A 24,037-nucleotide genomic window follows, 5' to 3' on the forward strand; every position below is an offset into this window, starting at 1 on the left:
ATTTATCAATATATTTTTTAAAATTTTTATATCATACTGTCAATAATACTTTTTACATCTTCTAATTTTTCTTTATTAATTGAATAGTGAGTCCACTTGCCATATTTTACACTATTTACAATTCCAGAATCACAAAGTATTTTCATATGATGAGAAAGTGTAGGTTGGCCTATATTTAACTGTTCTAAAAGTTTACAAGCACATTGTTCTCCCCCTTTTAATATTTCTAAAATCATTAATCTATTAGGATCACAAAAAGCTTTAAATATCTTAGCGGCTTCCTCAAATTTATTCATCTTTATCTCCTTTTCATATCGATAATTATAAATCTATTATATGTCAACACATTGATATTTGTCAATATATTTAAAATAAAAAAGGTGGCAAAAGCCACCCTTTTTTATTACATAGTTAAATTATTTATCAGAAATAGATTCTACTCCTGGTAATACTTTTCCTTCTAAGTACTCTAATGAAGCTCCTCCACCAGTAGAGATATGAGTGAATTTGTCAGCATATCCTAAGCTTATTGCAGCAGCAGCTGAATCTCCTCCTCCGATGATAGTTGTAGCTCCTGTTAAGTTAGCTATAGCTTCACAAACTCCGATAGTTCCTTTTGCGAAGTTAGGCATTTCAAATACTCCCATTGGTCCATTCCATACAACAGTTTTTGCTCCAGCAATCTCTTTAGCAAATAACTCTACAGTTCCTTGTCCAACGTCTAATCCCATTTGGTCAGCTGGAATTTCATCAACTGATACAGTTATATGAGCTGCATCGTTGTTAAATTCTTTAGCTACTACTGTATCTATTGGAAGAACTAATTTTCCATTAGCTTTAGCTAATAATTCTTTTGCTAATTCTATTTTATCTTCTTCAACTAATGAAGTTCCTATATTTTTTCCTAAAGCTCTTAGGAATGTGAACATCATTGCTCCCCCTACTAGAACTTTATCAGCTTTTACTAAAAGATTTTCAATAACTCCTATTTTATCAGATACTTTAGCTCCTCCTAAGATAGCAACTAGAGGTCTCTCAGGATTATCTACCGCTCCTCCTATGAATTTAATCTCTTTTTCCATTAAGAATCCTGCAGCAGTTTTTCCTTCTCCTATATTAGCAGCTATTCCAACATTTGAAGCATGAGCTCTGTGAGCTGTTCCAAACGCGTCGTTTACGAATAGATCTCCTAAAGATGCCCAGTATTTTCCTAATTCAGGATCATTTTTAGATTCTTTTTTACCATCAAGATCTTCGAATCTTGTATTTTCGAACATCATGATTTCTCCATTTTTTAATTCAGCTACAGCCGCTTCTAATTCTGTTCCTCTTGTAGCTGGAACAAATTTAACTGATTGCCCTAATAATTCAGCTAATCTTTCAGCAACTGGTCTTAAAGATTTTTTAGCTAAATCTTCTTCAGTTTTTACTTTTCCTAAGTGAGAGAAAGCTATTACTCTTCCACCATTTTCTAATACATATTTTATAGTAGGTAAAGCAGCAACTATTCTATTTTCATCTGTTATTTTTCCATCTTTCATAGGTACGTTAAAGTCAACTCTCATTAATACTTTTTGTCCTTTAACGTTTAAATCTGTAACTATTTTTTTAGCCATTTAGATTGCCTCCCGTTAATATCTTTTCTTAAAAATAGCGGAACCTAAAAGTTCCGCTATTCTATTTCTATTTAGTTAATCTCAAATTCAGGTAATTATTTAGATAATTCTACGAATTTTTTAAGAGTTCTGATTAATTGAGAAGTATAAGACATTTCATTGTCATACCAAGCAACAGTTTTAACTAATTGTTTGTCTCCTACTGTCATAACTCTTGTTTGAGTAGCATCAAATAATGATCCATAGTTGATTCCGATGATATCAGATGACACTAACTCTTCTTCTGTATATCCAAATGACTCGTTTGAAGCAGCTTTCATAGCAGCATTGATTTCTTCTACAGTTACTGGTTTAGCTAAAACTGATACTAGCTCAGTTATTGATCCAGTTATTACAGGAACTCTTTGAGCAGCTCCATCTAATTTTCCTTTTAATGAAGGGATTACTAATCCAATAGCTTTTGCAGCTCCAGTTGTGTTAGGAACGATGTTAGCAGCAGCAGCTCTAGCTCTTCTTAAGTCTCCTTTTCTGTGTGGACCATCTAATGTGTTTTGGTCGTTTGTATAAGCGTGGATAGTTGTCATTAATCCTTCTACGATTCCGAAATTATCCTCTAAAACTTTAGCCATAGGTGCTAAACAGTTAGTTGTACAAGAAGCTCCTGATATAACTGTTTCAGTTCCATCTAATATATCGTGGTTTACGTTGTAAACTACAGTTTTAAGGTCTCCAGTTGCTGGCGCAGAAATAACTACTTTTTTAGCTCCAGCTTTGATATGATCTTCTGCTTTTTCCTTTTTAGTAAAGAATCCTGTACACTCAAGAACAACGTCTACTCCTAGTTCTCCCCATGGTAACTCTTTTGGATCAGCCTTTGCATAAGTTTTGATTTCTTTTCCATTTACTACAAAAGCATTTTCTTTAACTTCGATTGTTCCATCAAATCTTCCTTGAGCTGAGTCATATTTAAATAAGTGTGCTAGCATGTGAGCATCTGTTAAGTCGTTGATTGCTACTACATCAAACTCTGGATTTTCTACCATTAATCTCAATGCTAATCTTCCAATTCTTCCGAATCCGTTAATTGCTACTTTAACTGCCATTTCTGTTCCTCCTAAATTTTGTTTAAACTATATAAATTTGTTTTATTTTGCTATTTTCTATGTGAATAGTATATAATACCTTCCACTCTTTGTCAATTAAGTCTTTTTTAATAATTCTATTAGAGTTAAATTTTATCTTTTTACGATTATTTTTTAATCAGTTGTATTCTAATATTTCAGATAGACACACTGTATTTTCTTCATATCGAAGAATACTATATTCCTAATATTTTTTTCATATCATCAGGCAATTCCACTTCTACACTTTTTAATTCTCCAGTTTCAACATCTGAAAACTCTGTTTTATAAGAATGTAGCATCTGTCTATCTATCCTTTTGTCAATCCCACCATAGAGCTCATCCCCCAACAATGGATGTCCTTCTAATGCCATATGTGCTCTTATCTGATGAGTTCTTCCAGTCAGTAATTCTGCCTCTATAAGAGTTAAATTTTTATCTGGAAATCTTTTTAATACTTTGATCTTAGTTTGAGCACTCTGACCTCCATCTTTTGGTCGCAACTCTATTCTTCTGAGCTCATTACCTACTTTTCCAATAGGTTTATCTATTAAAAACTCATCTTTTTCTACAATTCCTAATACTATTGCTTGATAAAATTTATTTACTACTCCTTTTTCTTGAAGATAAGATTGAGCATAAGCATTCTTAGTAACTATTATTATACCAGAAGTATTCATATCAAGTCTATTATAAAATCTTGGAACCATAACTTTACCTGTTGTTTGTAAAAAATAGTTCACCACTCCGTTAGCTAAAGTTTTATCTACCTTTTTTTGAGTTGGATGGACTATTATATACGGGTCTTTATTTATCAAAAGTAGATTCTTATCTTCATAGACAACTTTTATAGGAATGTCCATTGGTTTTATTCCAGTTTCCTTCTCTTTTTCTCTTATATGGAGCCTATTTAACTTTCTCACTTTTTTACTATTATTTTTTACTCTTTTTCCATTTAAATATATCTCTAGATTTCTTAATCCTCTTCCTGAATACCCCTTTGTTTCTTTGAGATATGTTCCTATTTCATATCCATCATATTCTGGTTCGATTACATATTTTTTCATCTATACTTTCTCATTTCCTTTCAATATTTTTAACATATTTTACTATAATTACCAAAAAAAGTTAACTTAATTTTTTACTTCTAAACTCCAATGCTACTTTCTATAAAATTTTTTTCTTAATTTATCAATATTATTAATTTAAAAAAAAATATACAATATAATATAATAAAATTGTATAATATAATTCTAAAATAAAAATTTAGTTTAATTTAAGGAGAATACAAATTAATGAAAATCGATGAAATTTTGGTTTTAGGTATCTCACATACAGAGCTTTCTACTGAAGAAAGAGAAAAGTTTATTCAACAAAACCCTACTAATATCATACACAAATTTTTTTTAGAAAAAAAAATTCTTGGCTATATCAATCTTTCAACTTGCCTCAGAATAGAATTTTATCTACAATTAGCTGATAATTTTTTTATTGAAGAGTTGATACAAGAATTTAAAATAAATAAAGGTATCTTTATAAAAAAAGGCATAGACGCTAGCGAATATTTATTTAAGGTATCTTGTGGATTTTTTTCTATAATTAAAGGTGAAGATCAAATTTTAGCTCAAATAAAAAAAGCTTACTCATCCGCTCTTGAAGAAAATAGATCTTCTAAAATTTTAAATACAGTTTTTAATAAAGCAATTGAAATTGGAAAAAAATTTAGAACTGAAAGTAAAATATGCCATAATGCACTCTCTCTTGAAGCTATATCTTTAAAATTTATAAAAGACTCTATAGGATTTTTAAATAATAAAAAAATATTAATCTTAGGAGTTGGAGATCTAGCTCAGGCTATTCTCTATCTTCTGGTTAAAGAAAAAGTAAAAGATATAAGTATCACTAATAGAACTTATCATAAAGCTCTTAAAATAAAAAATACATTTGATGTCAATGTCATATCTTTTGCAGAAAAACTAAATATTATACCAGAAACCGACATAATAATAAGTGTTACTTCTGCTCCACATTTAGTTTTAAAAACAGAAGATGTAGCTCGACTTTTAAAACCAGAAAAAAAATATACATTTCTTGATCTAGCAATGCCTAGAGATATAGAGCCATCTCTTGGGGATTTAGAAAATGTTTCTCTTTTTAATCTTGATGACATATGGAGAGTATATAACAAGCATCTAGTTACTAGAGATTCATTAGTAAAAGATTATAGTTTTTTAGTAGATAGACAGTTAGAAAATTTAAAAAAATGGTTTCAATACTATAAAGGAAGGAATATATAATGAAAAAAAAAATAGTTATTGGAAGTAGAGGAAGCATTTTAGCTTTGGCCCAAAGTGAAATAATAAAAAAAAAATTAGAAAGTAATTTTCCAGAGTTAGAATTTGAAATAAAAAAGATAGTTACTACTGGAGATAAAGACCTAGTAAGTAATTGGAGTACTAGTAATAAATCACTTAAAAGTTTTTTTACTAAAGAGATAGAGACTGAACTTTTAAATGGAACTATTGATTTAGCTGTTCATTCAATGAAAGATATGCCTATAGTTTCTCCAAAGGGATTGATCTGTGGAGCTACTCCCGATAGAGAAGATCAAAGAGATGTTCTTATTTCAAAAAATGGAAAAACACTGTTAGAACTTCCTAATGGTGCTATTATTGGAACAAGCTCATTAAGAAGAACTATGAATCTTAAAAATTTAAGACCAGACTTACAAATAAAACAATTAAGAGGAAATATTCACACCAGATTAAACAAATTAAAAACTGAAGGTTATGATGCAATTTTACTAGCTGCAGCTGGCTTAAAAAGAGTGGGATTAGAATCTGAAATTACTGAATACTTAAATCCTAAAACATTTCTCCCTGCTCCAGCTCAAGGAGTACTATACATCCAATGTAGAGAAAATGATAAAAAAATTAGAAATATTCTAAAATCAATCCATAATAAAGAGATTGAAAAAATTGTGGCTATTGAAAGAGAGTTCTCAAAGATATTTGATGGTGGTTGTCATACACCAATGGGATGCTACTCAGAAGTTAAAGGAGATAGTATCAATTTTTATGGTGTATATTTCCAAGAAGAAAAAGGATATAGTGCTAATATAACTGAAAAACTTGAAGAAGGAATTAAGGTAGCTCAAAAACTTGCTAATACTATAAAGGAGAAGATCAATGGATAAAAAGGGTAAAGTATATATAATGGGAGTTGGTCCTGGAGATGCTGAGCTTCTTACTTTAAAGGGAAAGAGAGCTATTGAAGAAGCTGATTGTATAGTTTATGATAGACTTATTAATAATCGTATCTTAGATTATGCTAAAAAAGATACAGAGATGATATATCTTGGAAAAGGAAATACTGAAGGTGGAGTTATCCAAGATGAGATCAATGACACTATTATTAAAAAAGCTTTAGAGGGAAAAATTGTAGCTAGAGTTAAAGGAGGTGATCCTTTTGTTTTTGGTAGGGGTGGAGAAGAAATTCAAGCTCTTTTTGAAAATAAAATAGAATTTGAAGAGATTCCAGGTATAACTTCAGCTATATCTGTCCCTGCATATGCTGGTATTCCAGTAACACATAGAGGAGTGGCTAGATCCTTTCATGTATTTACAGGACATACTATGACTGACGGAGAATGGCATAATTTTGAGGCTATTGCTAAATTAGATGGAACTTTAGTTTTCCTAATGGGAATAAAAAATCTTCCAGTTATAGTCAGTGACTTAATAGTTAATGGAAAAGATCCTAAAACTCCTATTGCTATTATTGAAAAAGGAGCTACTGCTGATCAAAGAGTTACTGTTGGAACTTTAGAAACTATTATTGATATTTCAAAGGAAAGAAAAATTGTTCCTCCTGCTATTATAATAATAGGAGAGGTTGTAAATCTTAGAGATACTTTTAAATGGTTTGAAGATACTAAATTATTTGGTAAAAAAATTTTAGTTACTAGAGATAGAAGACAAGCTAGAGAGTTTTCTGATAAAATTGAAAAAATAGGGGGAGTAGCTGTTGAACTTCCATTTATTGAGATAGAATCTACATTAAATAAAATAGACAAAGAGATGTTAAAATCTTATTCAGCTTTGCTATTTAACTCACCTAATGGAGTTAGAGAGTTCATGAATAAAATTGAAGATATTCGAGATATAGCTCATCTTAAAATAGGAGTTGTTGGAAGTAAAACTAAAGAAGAATTGGAAAGATATAAAATAAAAGCTGATTTTATCCCTAAGAAATATCTAGTTGAAAAACTTGCTGAAGAGGCTATTCAACACACAGCAGTTGGAGAAAAAATTCTAATTGTAACTTCCAATATATCTCCTTGTGATACAGAAAAATTAAATTCTACTTATAATAGATATTTTGATAAAATAATTGCCTATAAAACTAAGAAAATAATAAGAGATAAAGATGAAGTATTAAATACTTTAAAAAAAATAGAAATAATAACTTTTCTAAGTTCATCTACAGTTGATGCTTTTATGGAAAGTATAGAGTATAATATAGAGTCTATTAAAAATATTAAATTAGCTTCTATTGGTCCTATTACAAGTGAAACTATGAAAAAATACGGACTAACTGTAGACTTTGAAGCTAAAGTTTATGATACAGCTGGAATTATTGAAGCTATAAAATAGCTAGGAGGAAGAATGTTTATAAGAACAAGAAGACTTAGAAGTTCTAAGACTATGAGAAATATGGTTAAAAACATAACTTTAAGTATTGATGAATTTATATATCCACTTTTTATTGAAGAGGGAAAAAATATCAAAGAGGAGATTACCTCAATGCCTGGTCAATATAGATTTTCTATAGATAGACTCGGAGAGGAATTACAAGAATTAAAAGAATTAGGCATTAAATCTCTTCTACTTTTCGGTATTCCTAAGGAAAAAGATGCTATTGGTTCTGGAGCTTATGCTGAAAATGGAATAATCCAAGAAACTATAAGATATATTAAGAAAAATTATCCAGAGTTTTTAATTATCACTGATGTCTGTATGTGTGAATACACTTCTCATGGACATTGTGGAATCTTAGATGGTTGTGATGTTAAAAATGATGAAACTTTGAAATCTCTTGCTAAAATAGCCCTTTCTCATGCCAAAGCTGGAGCTGATATTGTAGCTCCTTCAGACATGATGGATGGAAGAATTCAAGTTATAAGAGAAAATTTAGATATCAATGGTTTTGAATATATACCCATAATGTCTTACAGTGTAAAATATGCGTCTAATTATTATGGTCCTTTCCGAGAAGCTGCTGACTCAGCTCCAAGTTTTGGAGATAGAAAAACCTATCAAATGGATTTCAGAAACTCTAAAGAATACTACAGAGAAGTGGATTCAGATATTAAAGAGGGAGCTGATTTCATAATGGTTAAACCTGCTCTTGCTTATCTTGATATTATTCATGCTTTAAAAGATCTTTCTTTACCACTTGTAGCTTATAATGTAAGTGGGGAGTATTCAATGGTTAAAGCTGCTGCTCAAAATGGCTGGATAAATGAAAAAGGCATTGTCATGGAAAATATGTATGCTCTAAAAAGAGCTGGAGTAAATTTAATCATCACTTACCATGCTAAAGAGATAGCTCAATGGGTTAAAAATGGAGAAATTACACTTTAGGAGGAAAAATGAATCACAAAATTTCAAAAGAAATATTTAAAAAAGCCCAAAAATATATTCCTGGAGGAGTTAACAGCCCAGTTAGAGCTTTTAAATCTGTTAGTAGAGAAGCCCCAATTTTTGCTTGTAAAGGTGAAGGAGCTAAAATTTGGGATGAAGATGGAAATGAATATATTGACTATATCTGTTCATGGGGACCATTAATCCTTGGACACAATCATCCTAAAATCATAGCTGGAGTACGTGATGCTATTGAACTCGGAAGTTCTTTTGGATTACCTACCAAAAAAGAAGTAGAATTAGCTGAGCTTATAACTAAATGTTGCCCATCTATTGAAATGGTAAGACTTACTACATCAGGCACTGAAGCTACTATGTCCGCTGTAAGACTTGCTAGAGCTTACACTAATAGAAATAAGATAGCTAAGTTTGAGGGATGTTATCATGGACATTCTGATGCACTACTTGTTAAATCTGGTTCTGGCCTCTTAACTGATGGATATCAAGATAGTAATGGAATTACCGAAGGAGTTTTGAAAGATACTATAACTATTCCTTTTGGTAATTTAAAGGAATTAAACAATATATTAGAAAAGAAAAATATAGCTTGTTTAATCATGGAACCTGTTCCTGCTAACATGGGAGTAATTTATCCTGATGTGGAATTTTTAAAAGCAGTGAGAGAACTTTGTACTAAGACAGGAACCTTACTAATCTTTGATGAAGTTATCTCTGGATTTAGATTAGCTTTAGGAGGGGCTCAAGAGTATTTCGGAATTACTCCTGATATGACTACTCTTGGAAAAATAATTGGCGGTGGATACCCAGTGGGAGCTTTTGGTGGTAAATCTGAAATCATGCAACTTGTTGCCCCTATGGGAAGAGTTTATCATGCTGGAACTCTATCTGGAAATCCTATAGCTGTAAGAGCTGGATATGAAATGCTAACTTACTTAGATGAGAATAAAGAGACCTTATATAAAGAGTTAGAAGATAAAGTAAAATATATAACTAAAGAAGCTAAAAAATCTGCTGAAAAATATGGAGTAAATGTAGTTATTAACTCCATCGGTTCTCTTTTCACTGTATTTTTTACTGATAAAAAAGAGATAAATAATCTTAAAGATGCACTTTCATCTAATACAGAAAATTTTGCTATCTACTTCAATACTATGCTAGAAAATGGTATTATCTGCCCTCCATCTCAATTTGAAGCTCACTTTGTATCTATAGCTCATACTCAAGAGATTTTAGATAAAACTTTAAAAGTTATAGATATGGCATTTAAAACTATTGGAGAAAAAAATGAAAAATAGATTTTTTCCGCTATTTGTGAACTTAATAGGAAAAGAAGCTCTTGTTATTGGAGCTGGAAAGATAGCTATTAGAAAGGTGGAATCACTTCTTCGATATGGTGCTAAGATTACAGTTGTCACCAGAGAAATTAAAGAAGAGAAATTTCTCAATCTTAAAAATATAGATATAAAAATAGGGGAGTTTAATGAAACTCTCCTTGAAAATAAATTTATAGTCGTGGCTGCTACCGATAATCCAGAGTTTAATAGATATATTTATAAACTTTGTAACTCTAAAAATATATTAGTAAATAATATTACCTCTAAAGAAGATATGAATTGTCGTTTTGCTAGTATTCTAGAAACTAAAGATTACCAAATAGGTATATCTGCTAAAGGAAACCCTAGTAAATCTAAGGCTTTGAAAAATAAATTAAAAAATATGTTAAAAACTGACCTAGAATAATCTAAGTCAGTTTTTTTATTACTTATTCTCTTCTTTAGGTAAAATGATATTTAGTAATAAAGCTAGTAATGTAGACATTACGACACTTGAACCAAATATTAATTTTATAAATTGAGGGAATTGGGCTATAGATTGTGGAACTTGACCAACTCCAGCTCCTACTGCTACTGATAGCCCAACTATTACCATTGTTCTACCTGTGATTCCACTTTTACTTATTATTTGAATACCTGTCATTGTTATCATTGAGAATACAGTAATTGTTCCTCCGCCAATTACTGCTGAAGGAATTGTATTTATAATCGCTCCAAATTTAGGTACAAATCCAGCTATTAATAAAACTGTAGCTGCTATTCCAATTACATATCTACTTACTACTTTAGTTAAAACTACAAGTCCAACATTTTGAGAGTAAGTTGCAGTTGGAAAAGAGTTTAATATAGCTGAGAAAATAGCTCCTACACCATTTCCTATTACTCCTCCAGATAACTCTTTATCACTAACTTCTCTATTTATTCCTCCTAAAGTAATAGCCGATAGATCTCCTACAGCTTGAATAGCTGTTACTAAATACATTATTACCATCGCTACTATAGCTCCAGCTTCAAATTTAGGAGTTCCAAAAATAAAAAATTTTGGAAAAGCAAACCAGGCAGCTTCGCTTACTGGAGTAAAATTAACTATTCCTAAAACCATCGATATTATATATCCTACCACTATTCCTATTAAAATAGAGGATAACTTTGTAATTCCCCTAGTAAATTGGTTGAAAAATAATACTGTTGCTAATACGACTAAGCTTATAGCCCAGTTTTGATATGATCCATAAGTTGGGCTTCCCACCCCACCTGCCATATAGTTAATTCCTATTGGAAATAAAGATAATCCTATTGAAAAAACAACAGTTCCTGCAACTAAAGGTGGAAAATACTTTCTTATCTTCTTTAAATAGGCACCAATTAAAATAGAAGCTATTCCACCTACTATTTGTGCTCCAAATAGTGTAGGTAAGTTCAAAGAATTTCCTCCTAATATAGCTAAAACTGTTGGTAAAAATCCAAAACTTGTTCCCATCACCACAGGTAGCTTAGATCCTATTCTTAGACCTGCAAAAAGTTTAATTGGATAAATCTGTAAAAATGTTGCTATTGCAGCCGATAACATTGCACATTGAATTAAAATTGTAGTTATACTAGGATCCAATTTGGTTACTCTTGAAATTATTAAAATAGGAGCTACATTTCCTACAAACATAGCCACAATATGTTGAAAAGCCAATGGCAATGCTTCTAGAAAAGCAGGTTTTCCATCAACTTTAAACAATTCAGCTCCATCTTTTAAATTTTGATTTTTATCTAACATCTTTGCACCTCAAACACTATGATTTTTATCACACTCTTATCCATTGATTATTTTATCATATTTTCTTAATAAAATCTAGACTATTATTATTTAACTATGTCTTAATTTACATATTTAGGATAAAAAAATTACACCTAAAATCTTAAAAAGATCCTAGGTGTAAACCTTTATAATTATTTTTCTACTTCTTCCCCTTCTGGTTTCAATTCATTAAATTTTGAAATTACAGTATCTGTAATCTCTTTTCTTAGTTCTGGAGTAATAGGATGAACTATATCTCTATACTCTCCATCTGGCATTTTTCTTGATGGCATAGCCACAAACATTCCCTTTTGTCCATCAATAATTTTTAATCCATGAATAACAAAGCACTCATCAAAAGTCACATCAGCATAGGCTTTCAACTTTAATTCATTTTCCCCTTTAACTTCTCTTAATCTTACATCTGTAATTTTCATAATCATGCACCTTCCCTTTTTTATGTAATCATTATAACCCTCTGCAAAGATGTACTTCACAGTGTTGTAATTGCTCCCTTATTGCCTCTACCTTTTCTTTTCCATTTTCTGTAAAAGCATAATATGCACTTCCACTTCCAGACATAAAAAATTTCATACTAGAAATTTTTTCTAATTCTTTTCTAAACTCTATTATATTAGTATCTTCAAGTAAAAGTCCCTGTTCCAAATTATTTTCTATACTCTCTTCTATTAAAGAAAGCTTATTATCTTCTAATCCCTCAATTATTTTATCTATATTAGCATCTTTTTTATTTTTGAGCATATACATATTTTTATATGCTTTAGCTGTTGATACTCCAAAATTTGGCTTAATCAAAATAATATCTTTATCCAAATTATTTTCTATTATTTCTATTTCCTCTCCAATACCTTTCACTCTACTAGGCTTATTGATTATAAAGAAAGGAATATCTGCTCCAACACTTTTTCCTAACTCTATTAACTCATCTAAAGAAAAGAAGTCTTTATGATATTTATTTAATTCTTTTAAGAAAAAAGCTCCATTAGAACTTCCTCCACCTAGACCAGCTTCATGTGGAATAACTTTTTCTAAATATATTTTTACTCTTTTTTTTGTAAATCCACTTCTCTTATAAAATTTATCATATATTTTCCAAAGAATATTTTCTTTTCCAGTTGGAATACTTGGTTTATTAGTAGTAATCTCTAACTCTCCATCCTCTTCAAATATCTCTCCTTCAAGTTTATCAGTAAGAGATATTGGTATCATTACCATATCCAATAGATGATAGCCATTAGGTAAAACTCCTGTTACATTTAAACCAATATTTATTTTAGCATTTGAATTTAAAGAGAATTTCATTAAAAAATATCCTCCTCACCATCTATATCCACAGTAATTCCTCTACTTTCTAACACATTTATAAGTTCTGAGGTTCTCTCTTTTGCTACATTTCCAGTAGGTACTTCTAATATCTCAAATTTAAAATACTTATTAAAATACTCTAACTCTAATATCTGACCTACTTTTACCTCTGTACTTGCCTTTGCTACTTTACCATTAAGCTTAGCTTTTCCACCATCTACCACGATTTTAGCAATAGGTCTTCTTTTAATTATTCTGCTCACTTTTAAAAATTTATCTAGTCTCATATCTACTCCTCTTTATACTATATATACTACATTTTTTCTATAAGTCAATGGCTTTTTTTGCATTTTGCCAAAGTTTTTCTAAATTTTCCAATGAAGTTTTTTCAATATCACAGTTTTGTTCAACATATCTAAACCTCTTATCAAATTTTTTTATTGTTCCTTCTAGTGCTTCAGTTGCATCTATATCTAAAAATCTAGCTATATTTACAATGGAAAATAATACATCTCCTAATTCATCTTTCATTTTCTCTTTATCTTTTCTCTCTATCTCAACTTTTAATTCATCTAACTCTTCATAGATTTTATCAAATACTTGTTCTACATTATCCCAATCAAAACCAACTTTTGATGCTTTTTTCTGTATTTTTTGAGCTTTAGATAGTGCTGGAAGATATTTGGGAACTCCATCTATTACTGACTTTCTATTTTCATGTAACTTCTCTGTCTTTTTTATCTCATCCCAATTAGTTAAAACCTCTTTCGTAGATATCTCACTATTTTTTTCCTTAAATACATGAGGATGTCTTCTTATTAATTTTTCACTTACCTCATTTATAACATCTGCTATATTAAATTTCCCCTCTTTTTCTCTAATATCAGCCTGAAATATGATATTCATTAACACATCACCTAACTCACTTTTATGTTCCTCTATATCACCTTCCATAGCCTCTAATAATTCAGCTACCTCCTCTCTTAAACAAGGTCTCAAAGTTTCCAAAGTTTGCTCTCTATCCCAAGGGCACCCGTTTTCACTTCTCAATATATCTATTATTTCTACAAGTCTATCAAATTCCTTCATCATGATCTCCTTTTTTATTATTATTTATATACATTTAAAAATTCTTCTATTGTTCCATTATACTCTATTGTATCATCTTTTTTCTGATATTTTATTATTCCTTCCTGTATTAATTTTAATAAAACATCAAAATTTACTTTATCGTTATTAAATTTTATCTCACACTCATTTTTTCCTTTTATTTCAAATGCACTTTTTATTCCCAACTTCTTAGCCCTAAATTTTAAATCTATATATCTAAAAAATCCCTGTGCCTCTACTGGCATCCTTCCAAATCTATCTATTAACTCATCCTTTACATCCTCTAATTCGCTCTTACTTTTTATTTCAGCTATTCTCCTATATATCTTTATTTTCTCATTTTTTTCTATATACTCATTAGGTATAAATGCTGGATAATTTACTCTTATCTCTATCTCATCTATATCCTCTTCAAACTTTCCTTTTATCTTATCTATCTCTTCTTGTAGCATCTTCATATATAAAGTATACCCAAAAGTCTCTAATATCCCATGTTGCTTTTCTCCTAATATCTCTCCAGCTCCTCTTATTCTCATATCTTCCATCGAAAGTTGAAGTCCTCCACCACCAATCTCTTCAAGATTTCTTATTGACTCTTCTCTCTCCTTAGCTTTCTTTGTTTGATACTCTTTAGTCAAAAGATAACAATAACTTTGTCTATTTCCTCGTCCTACTCTTCCTCTCAACTGATATATTTGTGAAAGTCCTAGCTTATCAGCTCTATCTATAATCATAGTATTAGCATTCTCTATATCTATTCCATTTTCTATAATTGTAGTAGCTACTAATATATCTATTTCTCCATTTTCAAACTCTTTTATTTTATCCTTTATATCTCTTGGAGCCATTTGACCATGTACAAAATCTATTTTTAAATATTCTGGTAAAATTTTTCTTAACTCTTGAGTCTTTTTCTCTATACCTTTTACTGAATTAAATATGTAGAATACTTGTCCCTCTCTTGCTATCTCCTTCATGATAATCTCTCTTATATTTTTTTCAAATCCTTCAACAAAAAGAGTATTGATAGGTTTTCTGCCCTCTGGCGGAGTATCTATCACTGATAAATCTCTTATTCCTAAAAGAGCTAAATTTAAAGTTCTTGGTATAGGAGTTGCAGTTAAAGTTAGTGCATCTACCTTACTTCTTAATTTTTTTAATTTCTCCTTTGCTTTTACTCCAAATTTTTGCTCCTCATCTATAATTACAAGCCTCAAATCCTTAAACTCAACATCTTCTGATAAAATTCTATGAGTACCTATTACTATATCTACTTCTCCTTCTTTTATCTTTTTTAAAGTTCGAGTTTGTTCCTTAGAAGTTAATAAACGACTTAATAATTCTATATTTATTGGATAATTTTTCATTCTTTCTGTAAATCTCTCATAATGTTGCTGAGCTAAAACTGTGGTAGGAACCATAAGTACTACTTGTTTTCCTTCAATAGCTGCTTTAAATGCTGCTCTTATAGCTACTTCTGTTTTTCCATATCCAACATCTCCACACACAATTCTATCCATTATTCTTGGTGATTCCATATCTCTTTTCACATCTTCAATAGCTTGTAATTGTGATGGAGTTTCTTTATACGGAAAACTCTCCTCAAATTCTTCCTGCCATAAATTATCAGGAGCAAAAGAATAGCCAGCTTCTAAGTCTCTTCTTACTTGGATTTCTACTATCTCTTTTGCAAATTGTAGCATCTCTTCTGCTATTTTTTCTCTTTTTTTTCTAAATCCTTTTCTTCCTAAATTATATATCTCTGGTATCTCTCCATCTAAAGAGATATATTTCCCTATTTTTCCTATCCCCTCTATTGGAACAAAAAGTTTATCCTCCCCAGCATATTTTATTTTTAAATAATCGTGTCCATCTATTATTTCAATCCCTAAATATAGACCCACTCCATAATTTTCGTGAATAATATAATTTCCTTCTTGTATTTCTGCTATATTTTTATATCTTTGAAAATCTTTATCTTTCTTCTCTCTTTTTACTCTTATTCCCTTTAATTCTCTATCTGTTAAAACGAGCTTATTTCCTTCCCTATAACCTTCATATAGAGGATATTTTTCAAATTCAAAGTTACAATTCTCAAATATTTCTCTATATCTTTTTTCTTCTTCTGAAACAATTTTAACATCTAATAAACTACCAGCTGCTCCTAGAGTTTTTACATATTGTAGATCTTCAAACTTCTTTAATTCGCTACTTTCAAATTTTCTTAACTCCACTCTTTCTGCAAGTCTCATAAGTTCTTTATAATTTTTCTCTAAACTTTCTTTATTTTCCATTCTCTCTTCTACTAATTCTGTAAATTTATAATTTAATAACTCTGTATTTTCAACATATATTTTTATATTCCTCTGAGTTTTTAAAAATTCAAGAAATGTATTTTTTTCTTTATTATTATTGTTTATATACATATAAAGAACTTCCTTTTTTTCTATACTCTTTTGAGTTTCGATATCAAAATAAGTAATTCTTTCAATTTCATCTCCAAAATTAAATTCAACTCTTATTGGAAAATTACCATTTTTAGGAAAAATATCTAGTATATCTCCTCTTATACTATATTGATTTCTTTGCTCTACCATATAGCCTCTTTGATAACCACTTTTTTCCAACTCTTTTTCTAAAGTTTTTATATTGATATTTTCTCCTATTTTTAATTCATATCTTTTACCTTCTGAAAAATACTCTCTAAAAACAGCCTCTAGTGAAAAAAGTATTATACATTTCTTCTTAGATTTTAGAATCTCAAGTAAATCATAGTTATCTTTTTCCAATTCTTCATATGATAAGTTAGCTTCCAATTTTAATAGTTTTCCATCATATATATCCATCAAAACGTTATAGTAGTCTTCTATATTCCTATTTGAAGAGCAAAGATAAAAAACTTTTTCTTCCATCTCATTTAACAAAAAAGGAATCTTTCCTCTATACTCCAACATTTACATCCTCCGTATTTTACATGATTATACCTCTATTTTACTCTTTATTTTATAACTTTGCAAAATTATATTTTTATAAAAAAAAGATTGTATACTTTAAAATATACAATCTTTTTTATCTAAATCTATTAATTTGTTAAAACTTCTTCTTTTAAAAATTTATCATAATATTTAGCAAGTCCACCTGTTGAAGTTTCCTTATAAGCAGAACACATATCTACTCCTGTCTCTTTCATAGTTACTACAACTTGATCAAAACTTATAGTATGTTCTCCATTTGTCGAAAGTGCATAATCTGCTGCATTTAGAGCTCTTACAGCCACTATTGCATTTCTTTCTATACAAGGTATTTGTACATATCCTCCAACGGGATCACAAGTCATTCCAAGATGATGTTCCATTCCCATCTCAGCTGCATATTCTATCTGTTCAATTGTTCCTCCTAAGATATATACAGCCATTCCAGCTGCCATTGAACACGCTGATCCTATTTCAGCCTGGCAACCACCTTCTGCTCCTGATATTGTAGCATTTTCTTTTATTAGATTTCCAATAAGTCCTGCTACAGCTAATGCTTTTAACGAAGTAGTTTCATCTAATTCATATTCCTCTATTAGAGCTCTTAGTAATCCTGGAACTACACCAGCTGCTCCACATGTTGGAGATGTTACTATTGTTCCAGCACTACTATTTTCCTCAGATACTGCTAGAGCATAAGCAAATATCTTTTTAGTCAAAACTAGATAATTTTTCTTTTTATCAATTTTATCATATATCTCTTTTGCTTTTCTAGGATATCTTAATTTTCCAGGAAGAATGCCATCTTTTCTTATTCCTCTATCTACAGCAGCATTCATAGTATCTAATATATCTTTTAAGTAATTCCATATCCCTGGTCCTTCACAATACTCTACATATTCCCAAAGCTCTTTATTATTCTCTTTACACCATGCTATAATATCATCCATCTTAGTTAAATTATAGCATTGTCCAGCTCCACTTCTTTTATCTGTAAGCTCTTTTATTGTTCCTCCACCAACAGAGAATACTAACCATTCCTTCATAACTTTTCCATCTTTATCTAAAGCTATAAATTTCATTCCATTAGTATGATATTCATGAATATACTCTGGCATCCATACTATCTCTGTTTTTACAGGTTTTAAAGTTTCCTCTATTATCCAATCTGTTAAGTGTCCCTTACCAGTAGCTGCTAAACTTCCATAAAGCTCAACTATATATAAATTAGCTCCCTCTGTTTCAGCCTTAAATTTCTTAGCTGCTCTCTCTGGTCCCATTGTATGAGAACTAGAAGGTCCACATCCTATTTTAAATAATTCTCTTAAACTATCCATTAATTTTTACCTCTTATTTCATCTACAGTTTTTATTTTATAATTTTTAAATATTATTGAACCTAAGAATCCAGCAAATAAACCTGATGCAGCACACATTAACGCAACTTTTGTAACTGTTATTGCATCATTAAATCCATACATTACCATCAATCCTGCTATTGGTGTTGCTGTTCCTGTTGCATTATTTATAAGTCCTGAAAGTGCAACCACAACACCTGCTAATGCTCCACCTATAAAGTTAGTTACATATATAGGAATTGGATTAGCTGAAATTAAATCTGCTTGTGTTAATGGCTCTACTGCAACTGCTATTGTTGTTTTTCTATCTCCAAATCCCATTCTATGGAAGAAAATCCCATTCATAAAAGATGATCCCATTACTGAAAGTGCTCCTATTGCCATAGGTACCCCTGTCAATCCCATCATAGCTGTAAGAGCCATCGATGATAATGGTGCTGTTGCAACTACTGTTATTACTCCTCCTAATATAATTCCCATTAGTATAGGACTAGATTTTGAAGCTGATTCAAGAATTCCACCTATATTCATTAATGCCGAATCAACTACTGGACTAGATATAGAAGCTATTAATCTAGCTAATGGTGATATAAAACATATTACAAAAATCAAATCTAAACCTTGAGGTACTTTCTCTTCTACTTTTGGTATAATGAAAGAAAGAATGTATCCTGTTAAAAATCCAGGTAATATTCCAAATCCTGCTACAGAAACACCTACTAATACAGCATAAGTTGGGTTAACTCCTAAAGCTATTGGCACTAATATAGCTGATGCTACTCCTCCCATAGAACCTGCTGCTTTTCCTACTTCTCCTAAAAAAGGAACACCTAAAAGATCTCCTCCTACATACAATTGGAATGCCTCAACTAGAAAACTAGCTGTTGCTGCTCCTGCTAATGCTCCCATTGCTTTCATACCTTTTGGAGCTTTCATACTAAATAACGAAAATCCACCCAATACAACTAATAATAAAATTACTCCTTTAATAACATCCATATCTTTTTCTCCTTTTGTTTAGTTTTACTTAATTTGATTTTAGTAGTATCTAACAATATATTCCGTTCTTTTTACGTATATTATTGTTACTTTAAATACAATAAAAGTATAACATATCATTTCTAATATTTCAAGATTTTTTTCACTAAAATGAAATAACTGTTATTAAAATCACCATAAATTGCTCCTTTAATACAATTATTATTTTTTGTTTTTTATTGATTTTACTATTCTATTTACTATATTATATCTTTATTTCACTATAATATATTTATAGTTTTTTGAATTTTTCACTCTCTAATTCTTCACATTTTTGCGTTTTTAACATCATATTGAATTTACATTAGTTAAAATTTATGATATAATTTTGTAAATCATATTTTTTTATGGAGGAACAGTTGTTCATGAAATTAGGGGAAAAAATAAAATTAATTAGAAAAAACAAAGATTATACTTTAAAAGAATTATCAGAAATTACTGGACTTTCAATAGGATTTTTAAGTAATATTGAAAGAGATTTGAACAGTCCATCTATTAACAATCTACAACAGATTTGTTCTGCATTAAATATCAACCTTATGGAGATTCTTGATGAAGAAATCTCTACTAATCCTATAACTAGAGTACATGAAAGAGAGGAAATACTCAAAAATATTGAAACAAATACAACTGTTGAAAGCCTCTTAAATAGAAAAGCTAGTTTAAATGGAATTGCCATTACTATTGAAGAAGAAAGCTCTTTTAGTGATATGTCTTGGGGACATGGTTACGATGAAATTGGAATTGTTGTTAAAGGAGAACTAGAAATTGAAATAGATAAGACACTTTATCATCTTTATGAAGGTGATTCTATCTTTATTAAGCAAAATACTCCTCATAGATATAGAAATCCAAGTGTAACATCTTCTGTAGTTTACTGGGTTTCTAGTAAAAAATAAATAATTTTTACTTTCTTAGAATTTATTTAATTAAAATTTATAATATTAAGAAAATTTTTTAATAATAATATATATTTTTACTAAAGTTATGTTTTAATAAAAAAATTAAGAATAAATTAAAAATAAAGAAAAAGGAAAAAATTTACTATAATGACTATTGCATAAGCAATTACAAATTAAAAGTAAATTTTTTCCTTTTTTATTCTTTTATTTTATTTCTAAATTTCAAGTTTATACCAATTTTTTCAATTCTGTTGCAACAAATTCAACATGTGGTCCTATTATAACTTGTACAGCATTTCCTTTTTTGATGATTCCTGCAGCTACTTTTTTAATTTCTGTATCATTCACTTTAGAACTATCTACAACTTCTAATCTCAATCTAGTAGTACAGTTATCAATATTTGTTAAATTTTCTTTTCCACCTAATAGTGGTAATAGAGCTATTGCTACTGCTGTATAAGTATTTACTCCCCCTTCAGCTACAACTTCTACTAATTCCTCATCTTCTCTTCCTGGAGTTTTTATATTAAACTTATTAATTACAAATGTAAATATTACATAATATACTACAAAGAAAATAACTCCTAATACTAATAACATAATTGGATTATTTGCATTTGGATTACGTAATGATAATACAAAGTCTACTAAACCAGCTGAGAATCCAAATCCTGCCATCCAATTTAAAGATGCTGCTAAAAATACTGATACTCCTGTTAAAATAGCATGTAATAGATATAATCCTGGTGCAACAAACATAAATGCAAACTCTATAGGTTCTGTTACTCCTGTAAAGAAGCTTGCAAATCCTGCAGCCAACATAATAGATTTTATTTTTTCTTTATTTTCTACTTTTGCTGTCTTAATAAATGCTACACATGCTCCTAATAATCCAAACATCATGATTGGGAAAAATCCTGCTTGATACATTCCTACATGATAAGCTCCTTCCACAGCTTCTGGTAATCCTGCATAAGCTGCTGCTGGATCTCCCCAGAATCTTCCTATATCGTTTATTCCTGCAACGTTAAACCAAAATACCGAATTTAATGCATGATGTAATCCAACTGGGATAAGCAATCTATTAAAGAACCCATATACTCCTGCTCCTATAGGTCCTAGTTTAGCAATCGATATTCCAAAAGATACTAACCCTGAATAAATGATAGGCCAAACATATAATAAAATAAATGATACTACTAACATTACAACAGAAGTTATGATTGGAACAAATCTTTTTCCACTGAAGAAAGCTAAGAATCTAGGTAATTCTAATGTATGGAACTTATTATACAATTCACCTGCTATAACTCCACATAATATTCCAACAAATTGGTTATTGATTTTTCCGAAAGCAGCTGGAACTTGATCTGCTGGTACACCAGTCATTTGTGCTACCGCTCCTACTGAAAGTAAGGTAGTAACAACTTCAAAAGCAACTAGTCCAGCTAAAGCAGCTGCTCCATTTTTATCTTTCGACAATCCAAAAGCTACACCAACAGCAAACAAAATAGGCATATTGTCAATAATAGCTGCCCCAGCTTTTATTAAAAATGCTGCTAATTGACTATTAGCTCCCCATCCAATGGGATCAATCCAATAACCAATTCCCATCAAAATCGCTGCTGCAGGTAATACTGCCACCGGTACCATCAAAGCTTTACCAATTTTCTGTAAGTAACTAAACATAAAACTTCCTCCTTTTTGTAACATTTTTTTATTTATTCACGTTAATGTTTAGATCACGATTTTTTTTTTCATATCCTTTAACTTGATTATAGCACAACTTTTTACTTTTTTCTATATATATTTTTATTTTTTATCTTTTATTTTAACTTTATGTTCTATTTTAATATTTTATATAACAATTATTTATATAAAATATAATAATATTATCACTGCCTCCTTAACTTAGAGATACTATTATTATTTCAATTTGTCAAGAGAATTCCTCTATTTATTTTATATAAATTTTATGTTAGAATAAACTATGCAACTATTATTTCAAAAGGAGAAAAATATGGAAATTTCTTTATTAAATATAAAAGAAGAAGTTGATAAATATATCAACATTATCTCTAATTTAATAAATGTTGATGTTGGAGTCGTAGATAAAAACATGTTAAGAATAACTGGAACAGGACTTTATAAAAATATAAACGGTATCTACGCCCTTGGAAATGTTTATAAAAACACTCTAAAAACAGGAAAAACCCATATTATTGAAAATCCAAGAAAACATATTCTTTGTAGTAGCTGCGAAGATAGAAACAATTGTAAGGAAAAACTAGAAATATCCACACCTATTTATTGCCATAATGAGATTATTGGAGTACTTGGATTAGTCTGTTTTAACGATCAACAAAAGAAAAAAATTATAGCTAGTATAGATTCCTACCTTAATTTTACAAAACAAATAGCTGAATTTATAGGAATAAAATTTTTTGAATATCAAGAAAATCTCCTACAAAAAGATAAAGAAAATACATTAAATACTATCCTTGAGAATATTAACAAAGGTGTTATTATAAAAGATAAAAATAATATTATTTTAAGTATCAATGAAATAGCTATAAATAAACTAAATATAGATTTTGAATATACTGGAAAAACTATTAAACTTATCAATCAAAATGATTATTTAATGAATGAAGAAATTTTTAAATTAATAATTGAAAACAGAGAATTCAATGTTGTAGGAAAAGAAATTTCACTCACATCTTTTGATAATCGAGAAAACTCAGCCTTCATCTTTGAAGATATAAAAAAAATAAATGAAAATATAATAGAGATCACTAATAATGGAAATGTTATCTCTTTAAATGATATCTATGGAAACTCAATAGCTACTAATAGATTAAAAGAAAATATATTAAAGGTTGCTAATACAAATTCAACAGTTTTAATAACAGGAGAAAGTGGAACTGGTAAGGAGCTCGTAGCTCGTTCATTACACTCCCATAGCAATAGAAAAGATAAACCCTTTGTTGTCATAAATTGCTCAGCTATTCCAGATTCGTTGCTAGAAAGTGAACTCTTTGGATATGTAAAAGGAGCTTTCACTGGTGCTAATAACAATGGAAGAATGGGAAAGTTTGAATTGGCAAATACTGGTGTAATTTTCCTAGACGAAATTGGAGATATGCCACTTTATTTACAAGCTAAAATTTTGAGAGTTATACAAGAAAAAAAGATTGAAAGAATAGGGTCTAATAAAAGTATTGATTTAGATATAAGAATTATTGCTGCTACTAATGTAGATTTAGAACAAAAAATAAGAGAAAAGAAATTTAGAAATGATCTCTACTATAGATTGAATGTAATCCCTATAAAGTTACTACCTTTGAGAGAAAGAAAAGAAGATATCATTCCAATAGTTGAAAAATTAATTAGAAAATATAATCACATTGCTCATAAAAATATAAACTCTATAGATAATAAAGTTGTGGATTCTTTACTTTCTTACGATTGGCCTGGAAATGTTAGAGAATTAGAAAATATAATCGAATTAATGATAAATATGAGTACTGATAGTAATACTTTAACTTATTCTCTCCTTCCTGAAAATATTCTTACTCCTATTGAAAATAATTCTTTGGATCTGCCTCATATTTTTAGTACTAATTTTAATGAAGAGTTAGAAAATTTTGAAGAAATTGAAAAAAATTATATTGTTAAAGCATTAAAAAAATATGGAAATACAACAACAGGAAAAAAGATTATTTCTGACAAAATGAATATAGGATTAACAACTCTATATAGAAAATTAAAAAAATTAAGAATTGAGTAGTTTTTCAAAATGAAAA

At 29.6% G+C, this 24,037-nt stretch carries 21 protein-coding genes; 8 read left to right on the forward strand and 13 right to left on the reverse strand.

Annotated elements, in window-relative coordinates; translation table 11 throughout:
* Positions 1–26: 26 nt before the first annotated feature.
* The 4 genes from DYA59_RS08355 to DYA59_RS08370 form a co-directional block, all read right to left on the reverse strand.
* Complete coding sequence (locus DYA59_RS08355; RefSeq protein WP_115271159.1) at positions 27–296, reverse strand: ArsR/SmtB family transcription factor; 270 nt, start codon at positions 294–296, stop codon at positions 27–29.
* Between the two features lie 120 nt (positions 297–416).
* Positions 417–1,616, reverse strand: coding sequence for a phosphoglycerate kinase (locus DYA59_RS08360; protein WP_115271161.1), 1,200 nt, complete (start codon positions 1,614–1,616; stop codon positions 417–419).
* Positions 1,617–1,711: 95 nt separating this feature from the next.
* Entirely contained in the window at positions 1,712–2,719 is a 1,008-nt protein-coding gene (gene gap, locus DYA59_RS08365; protein ID WP_115271163.1) for a type I glyceraldehyde-3-phosphate dehydrogenase, read from the reverse strand.
* A gap of 215 nt (positions 2,720–2,934) precedes the next feature.
* The gene (locus tag DYA59_RS08370) at positions 2,935–3,804 is read right to left on the reverse strand and encodes an RluA family pseudouridine synthase (RefSeq protein WP_115271165.1); all 870 of its coding nucleotides are present in this window, start codon (positions 3,802–3,804) and stop codon (positions 2,935–2,937) included.
* A 228-nt stretch (positions 3,805–4,032) separates the two neighbouring features.
* On the opposite strand from DYA59_RS08370, the gene hemA reads away from it, so the two are divergent.
* The 6 genes from hemA to DYA59_RS08400 are packed head-to-tail and all read left to right on the forward strand — an operon-like array spanning position 4,033 to position 10,143.
* Positions 4,033–5,034 carry a glutamyl-tRNA reductase gene (gene hemA / locus DYA59_RS08375; RefSeq protein WP_115271166.1) on the forward strand — a complete coding sequence of 334 codons (1,002 nt, stop codon included), beginning with the start codon at positions 4,033–4,035 and terminating at the stop codon, positions 5,032–5,034.
* The gene (hemC, locus tag DYA59_RS08380) at positions 5,034–5,933 is read left to right on the forward strand and encodes a hydroxymethylbilane synthase (RefSeq protein WP_115271167.1); all 900 of its coding nucleotides are present in this window, start codon (positions 5,034–5,036) and stop codon (positions 5,931–5,933) included. Before hemA ends, hemC begins: the two co-directional genes overlap by 1 nt.
* Entirely contained in the window at positions 5,926–7,392 is a 1,467-nt protein-coding gene (cobA, locus tag DYA59_RS08385) for a uroporphyrinogen-III C-methyltransferase (protein WP_115271168.1), read from the forward strand. Before hemC ends, cobA begins: the two co-directional genes overlap by 8 nt.
* A 12-nt stretch (positions 7,393–7,404) precedes the next feature.
* The gene (hemB, locus tag DYA59_RS08390) at positions 7,405–8,382 is read left to right on the forward strand and encodes a porphobilinogen synthase (protein ID WP_115271169.1); all 978 of its coding nucleotides are present in this window, start codon (positions 7,405–7,407) and stop codon (positions 8,380–8,382) included.
* 8 nt (positions 8,383–8,390) lie between these two features.
* Positions 8,391–9,698, forward strand: a complete 1,308-nt coding sequence (hemL, locus tag DYA59_RS08395; protein WP_115271170.1) for a glutamate-1-semialdehyde 2,1-aminomutase — start codon at positions 8,391–8,393, stop codon at positions 9,696–9,698.
* On the forward strand, positions 9,688–10,143 hold the full coding sequence (locus DYA59_RS08400; protein WP_115271171.1) for a precorrin-2 dehydrogenase/sirohydrochlorin ferrochelatase family protein: 456 nt from the start codon (positions 9,688–9,690) through the stop codon (positions 10,141–10,143). Before hemL ends, DYA59_RS08400 begins: the two co-directional genes overlap by 11 nt.
* An 18-nt stretch (positions 10,144–10,161) precedes the next feature.
* Here the strand turns inward: DYA59_RS08400 and DYA59_RS08405 are convergent, their stop codons facing one another.
* From DYA59_RS08405 to DYA59_RS08440, 8 genes are all read right to left on the reverse strand, one after another.
* Positions 10,162–11,505 (reverse strand): uracil-xanthine permease family protein, encoded by a 1,344-nt coding sequence (locus DYA59_RS08405; protein WP_115271172.1) that lies wholly within the window; start codon positions 11,503–11,505, stop codon positions 10,162–10,164.
* Positions 11,506–11,678: 173 nt separating this feature from the next.
* Positions 11,679–11,963: a septation regulator SpoVG gene (gene spoVG, locus DYA59_RS08410; protein ID WP_115271542.1), complete on the reverse strand. Its 285-nt coding sequence runs from the start codon at positions 11,961–11,963 to the stop codon at positions 11,679–11,681.
* A gap of 31 nt (positions 11,964–11,994) precedes the next feature.
* Positions 11,995–12,849, reverse strand: coding sequence for a 4-(cytidine 5'-diphospho)-2-C-methyl-D-erythritol kinase (gene ispE, locus DYA59_RS08415; RefSeq protein WP_115271173.1), 855 nt, complete (start codon positions 12,847–12,849; stop codon positions 11,995–11,997).
* Entirely contained in the window at positions 12,849–13,139 is a 291-nt protein-coding gene (locus DYA59_RS08420) for an RNA-binding S4 domain-containing protein (RefSeq protein WP_005886217.1), read from the reverse strand. Before DYA59_RS08420 ends, ispE begins: the two co-directional genes overlap by 1 nt.
* 37 nt (positions 13,140–13,176) lie before the next feature.
* Entirely contained in the window at positions 13,177–13,941 is a 765-nt protein-coding gene (mazG, locus tag DYA59_RS08425; RefSeq protein ID WP_115271174.1) for a nucleoside triphosphate pyrophosphohydrolase, read from the reverse strand.
* A 20-nt stretch (positions 13,942–13,961) separates the two neighbouring features.
* Positions 13,962–16,916, reverse strand: a complete 2,955-nt coding sequence (gene mfd, locus DYA59_RS08430; protein ID WP_115271175.1) for a transcription-repair coupling factor — start codon at positions 16,914–16,916, stop codon at positions 13,962–13,964.
* A 128-nt stretch (positions 16,917–17,044) separates the two neighbouring features.
* Complete coding sequence (locus tag DYA59_RS08435; protein WP_115271176.1) at positions 17,045–18,271, reverse strand: L-serine ammonia-lyase, iron-sulfur-dependent, subunit alpha; 1,227 nt, start codon at positions 18,269–18,271, stop codon at positions 17,045–17,047.
* Positions 18,271–19,290 (reverse strand): PTS sugar transporter subunit IIC, encoded by a 1,020-nt coding sequence (locus DYA59_RS08440; RefSeq protein WP_115271177.1) that lies wholly within the window; start codon positions 19,288–19,290, stop codon positions 18,271–18,273. Before DYA59_RS08440 ends, DYA59_RS08435 begins: the two co-directional genes overlap by 1 nt.
* Before the next feature lie 404 nt (positions 19,291–19,694).
* Between DYA59_RS08440 and DYA59_RS08445 the strand changes: the two genes are divergently transcribed.
* The gene (locus tag DYA59_RS08445) at positions 19,695–20,228 is read left to right on the forward strand and encodes a helix-turn-helix domain-containing protein (protein WP_115271178.1); all 534 of its coding nucleotides are present in this window, start codon (positions 19,695–19,697) and stop codon (positions 20,226–20,228) included.
* 231 nt (positions 20,229–20,459) lie between these two features.
* Here the strand turns inward: DYA59_RS08445 and nagE are convergent, their stop codons facing one another.
* A complete protein-coding gene (gene nagE / locus DYA59_RS08450; protein WP_115271179.1) occupies positions 20,460–21,920 on the reverse strand; it encodes an N-acetylglucosamine-specific PTS transporter subunit IIBC in 1,461 nt (486 codons plus the stop codon).
* Positions 21,921–22,251: 331 nt separating this feature from the next.
* Between nagE and DYA59_RS08455 the strand changes: the two genes are divergently transcribed.
* Positions 22,252–24,021, forward strand: coding sequence for a sigma-54 interaction domain-containing protein (locus DYA59_RS08455; protein ID WP_115271180.1), 1,770 nt, complete (start codon positions 22,252–22,254; stop codon positions 24,019–24,021).
* Positions 24,022–24,037 lie beyond the last annotated feature (16 nt).

Source organism: Fusobacterium necrogenes (assembly GCF_900450765.1).
GTDB classification, from domain to species: Bacteria; Fusobacteriota; Fusobacteriia; order Fusobacteriales; family Fusobacteriaceae; genus Fusobacterium_A; species Fusobacterium_A necrogenes.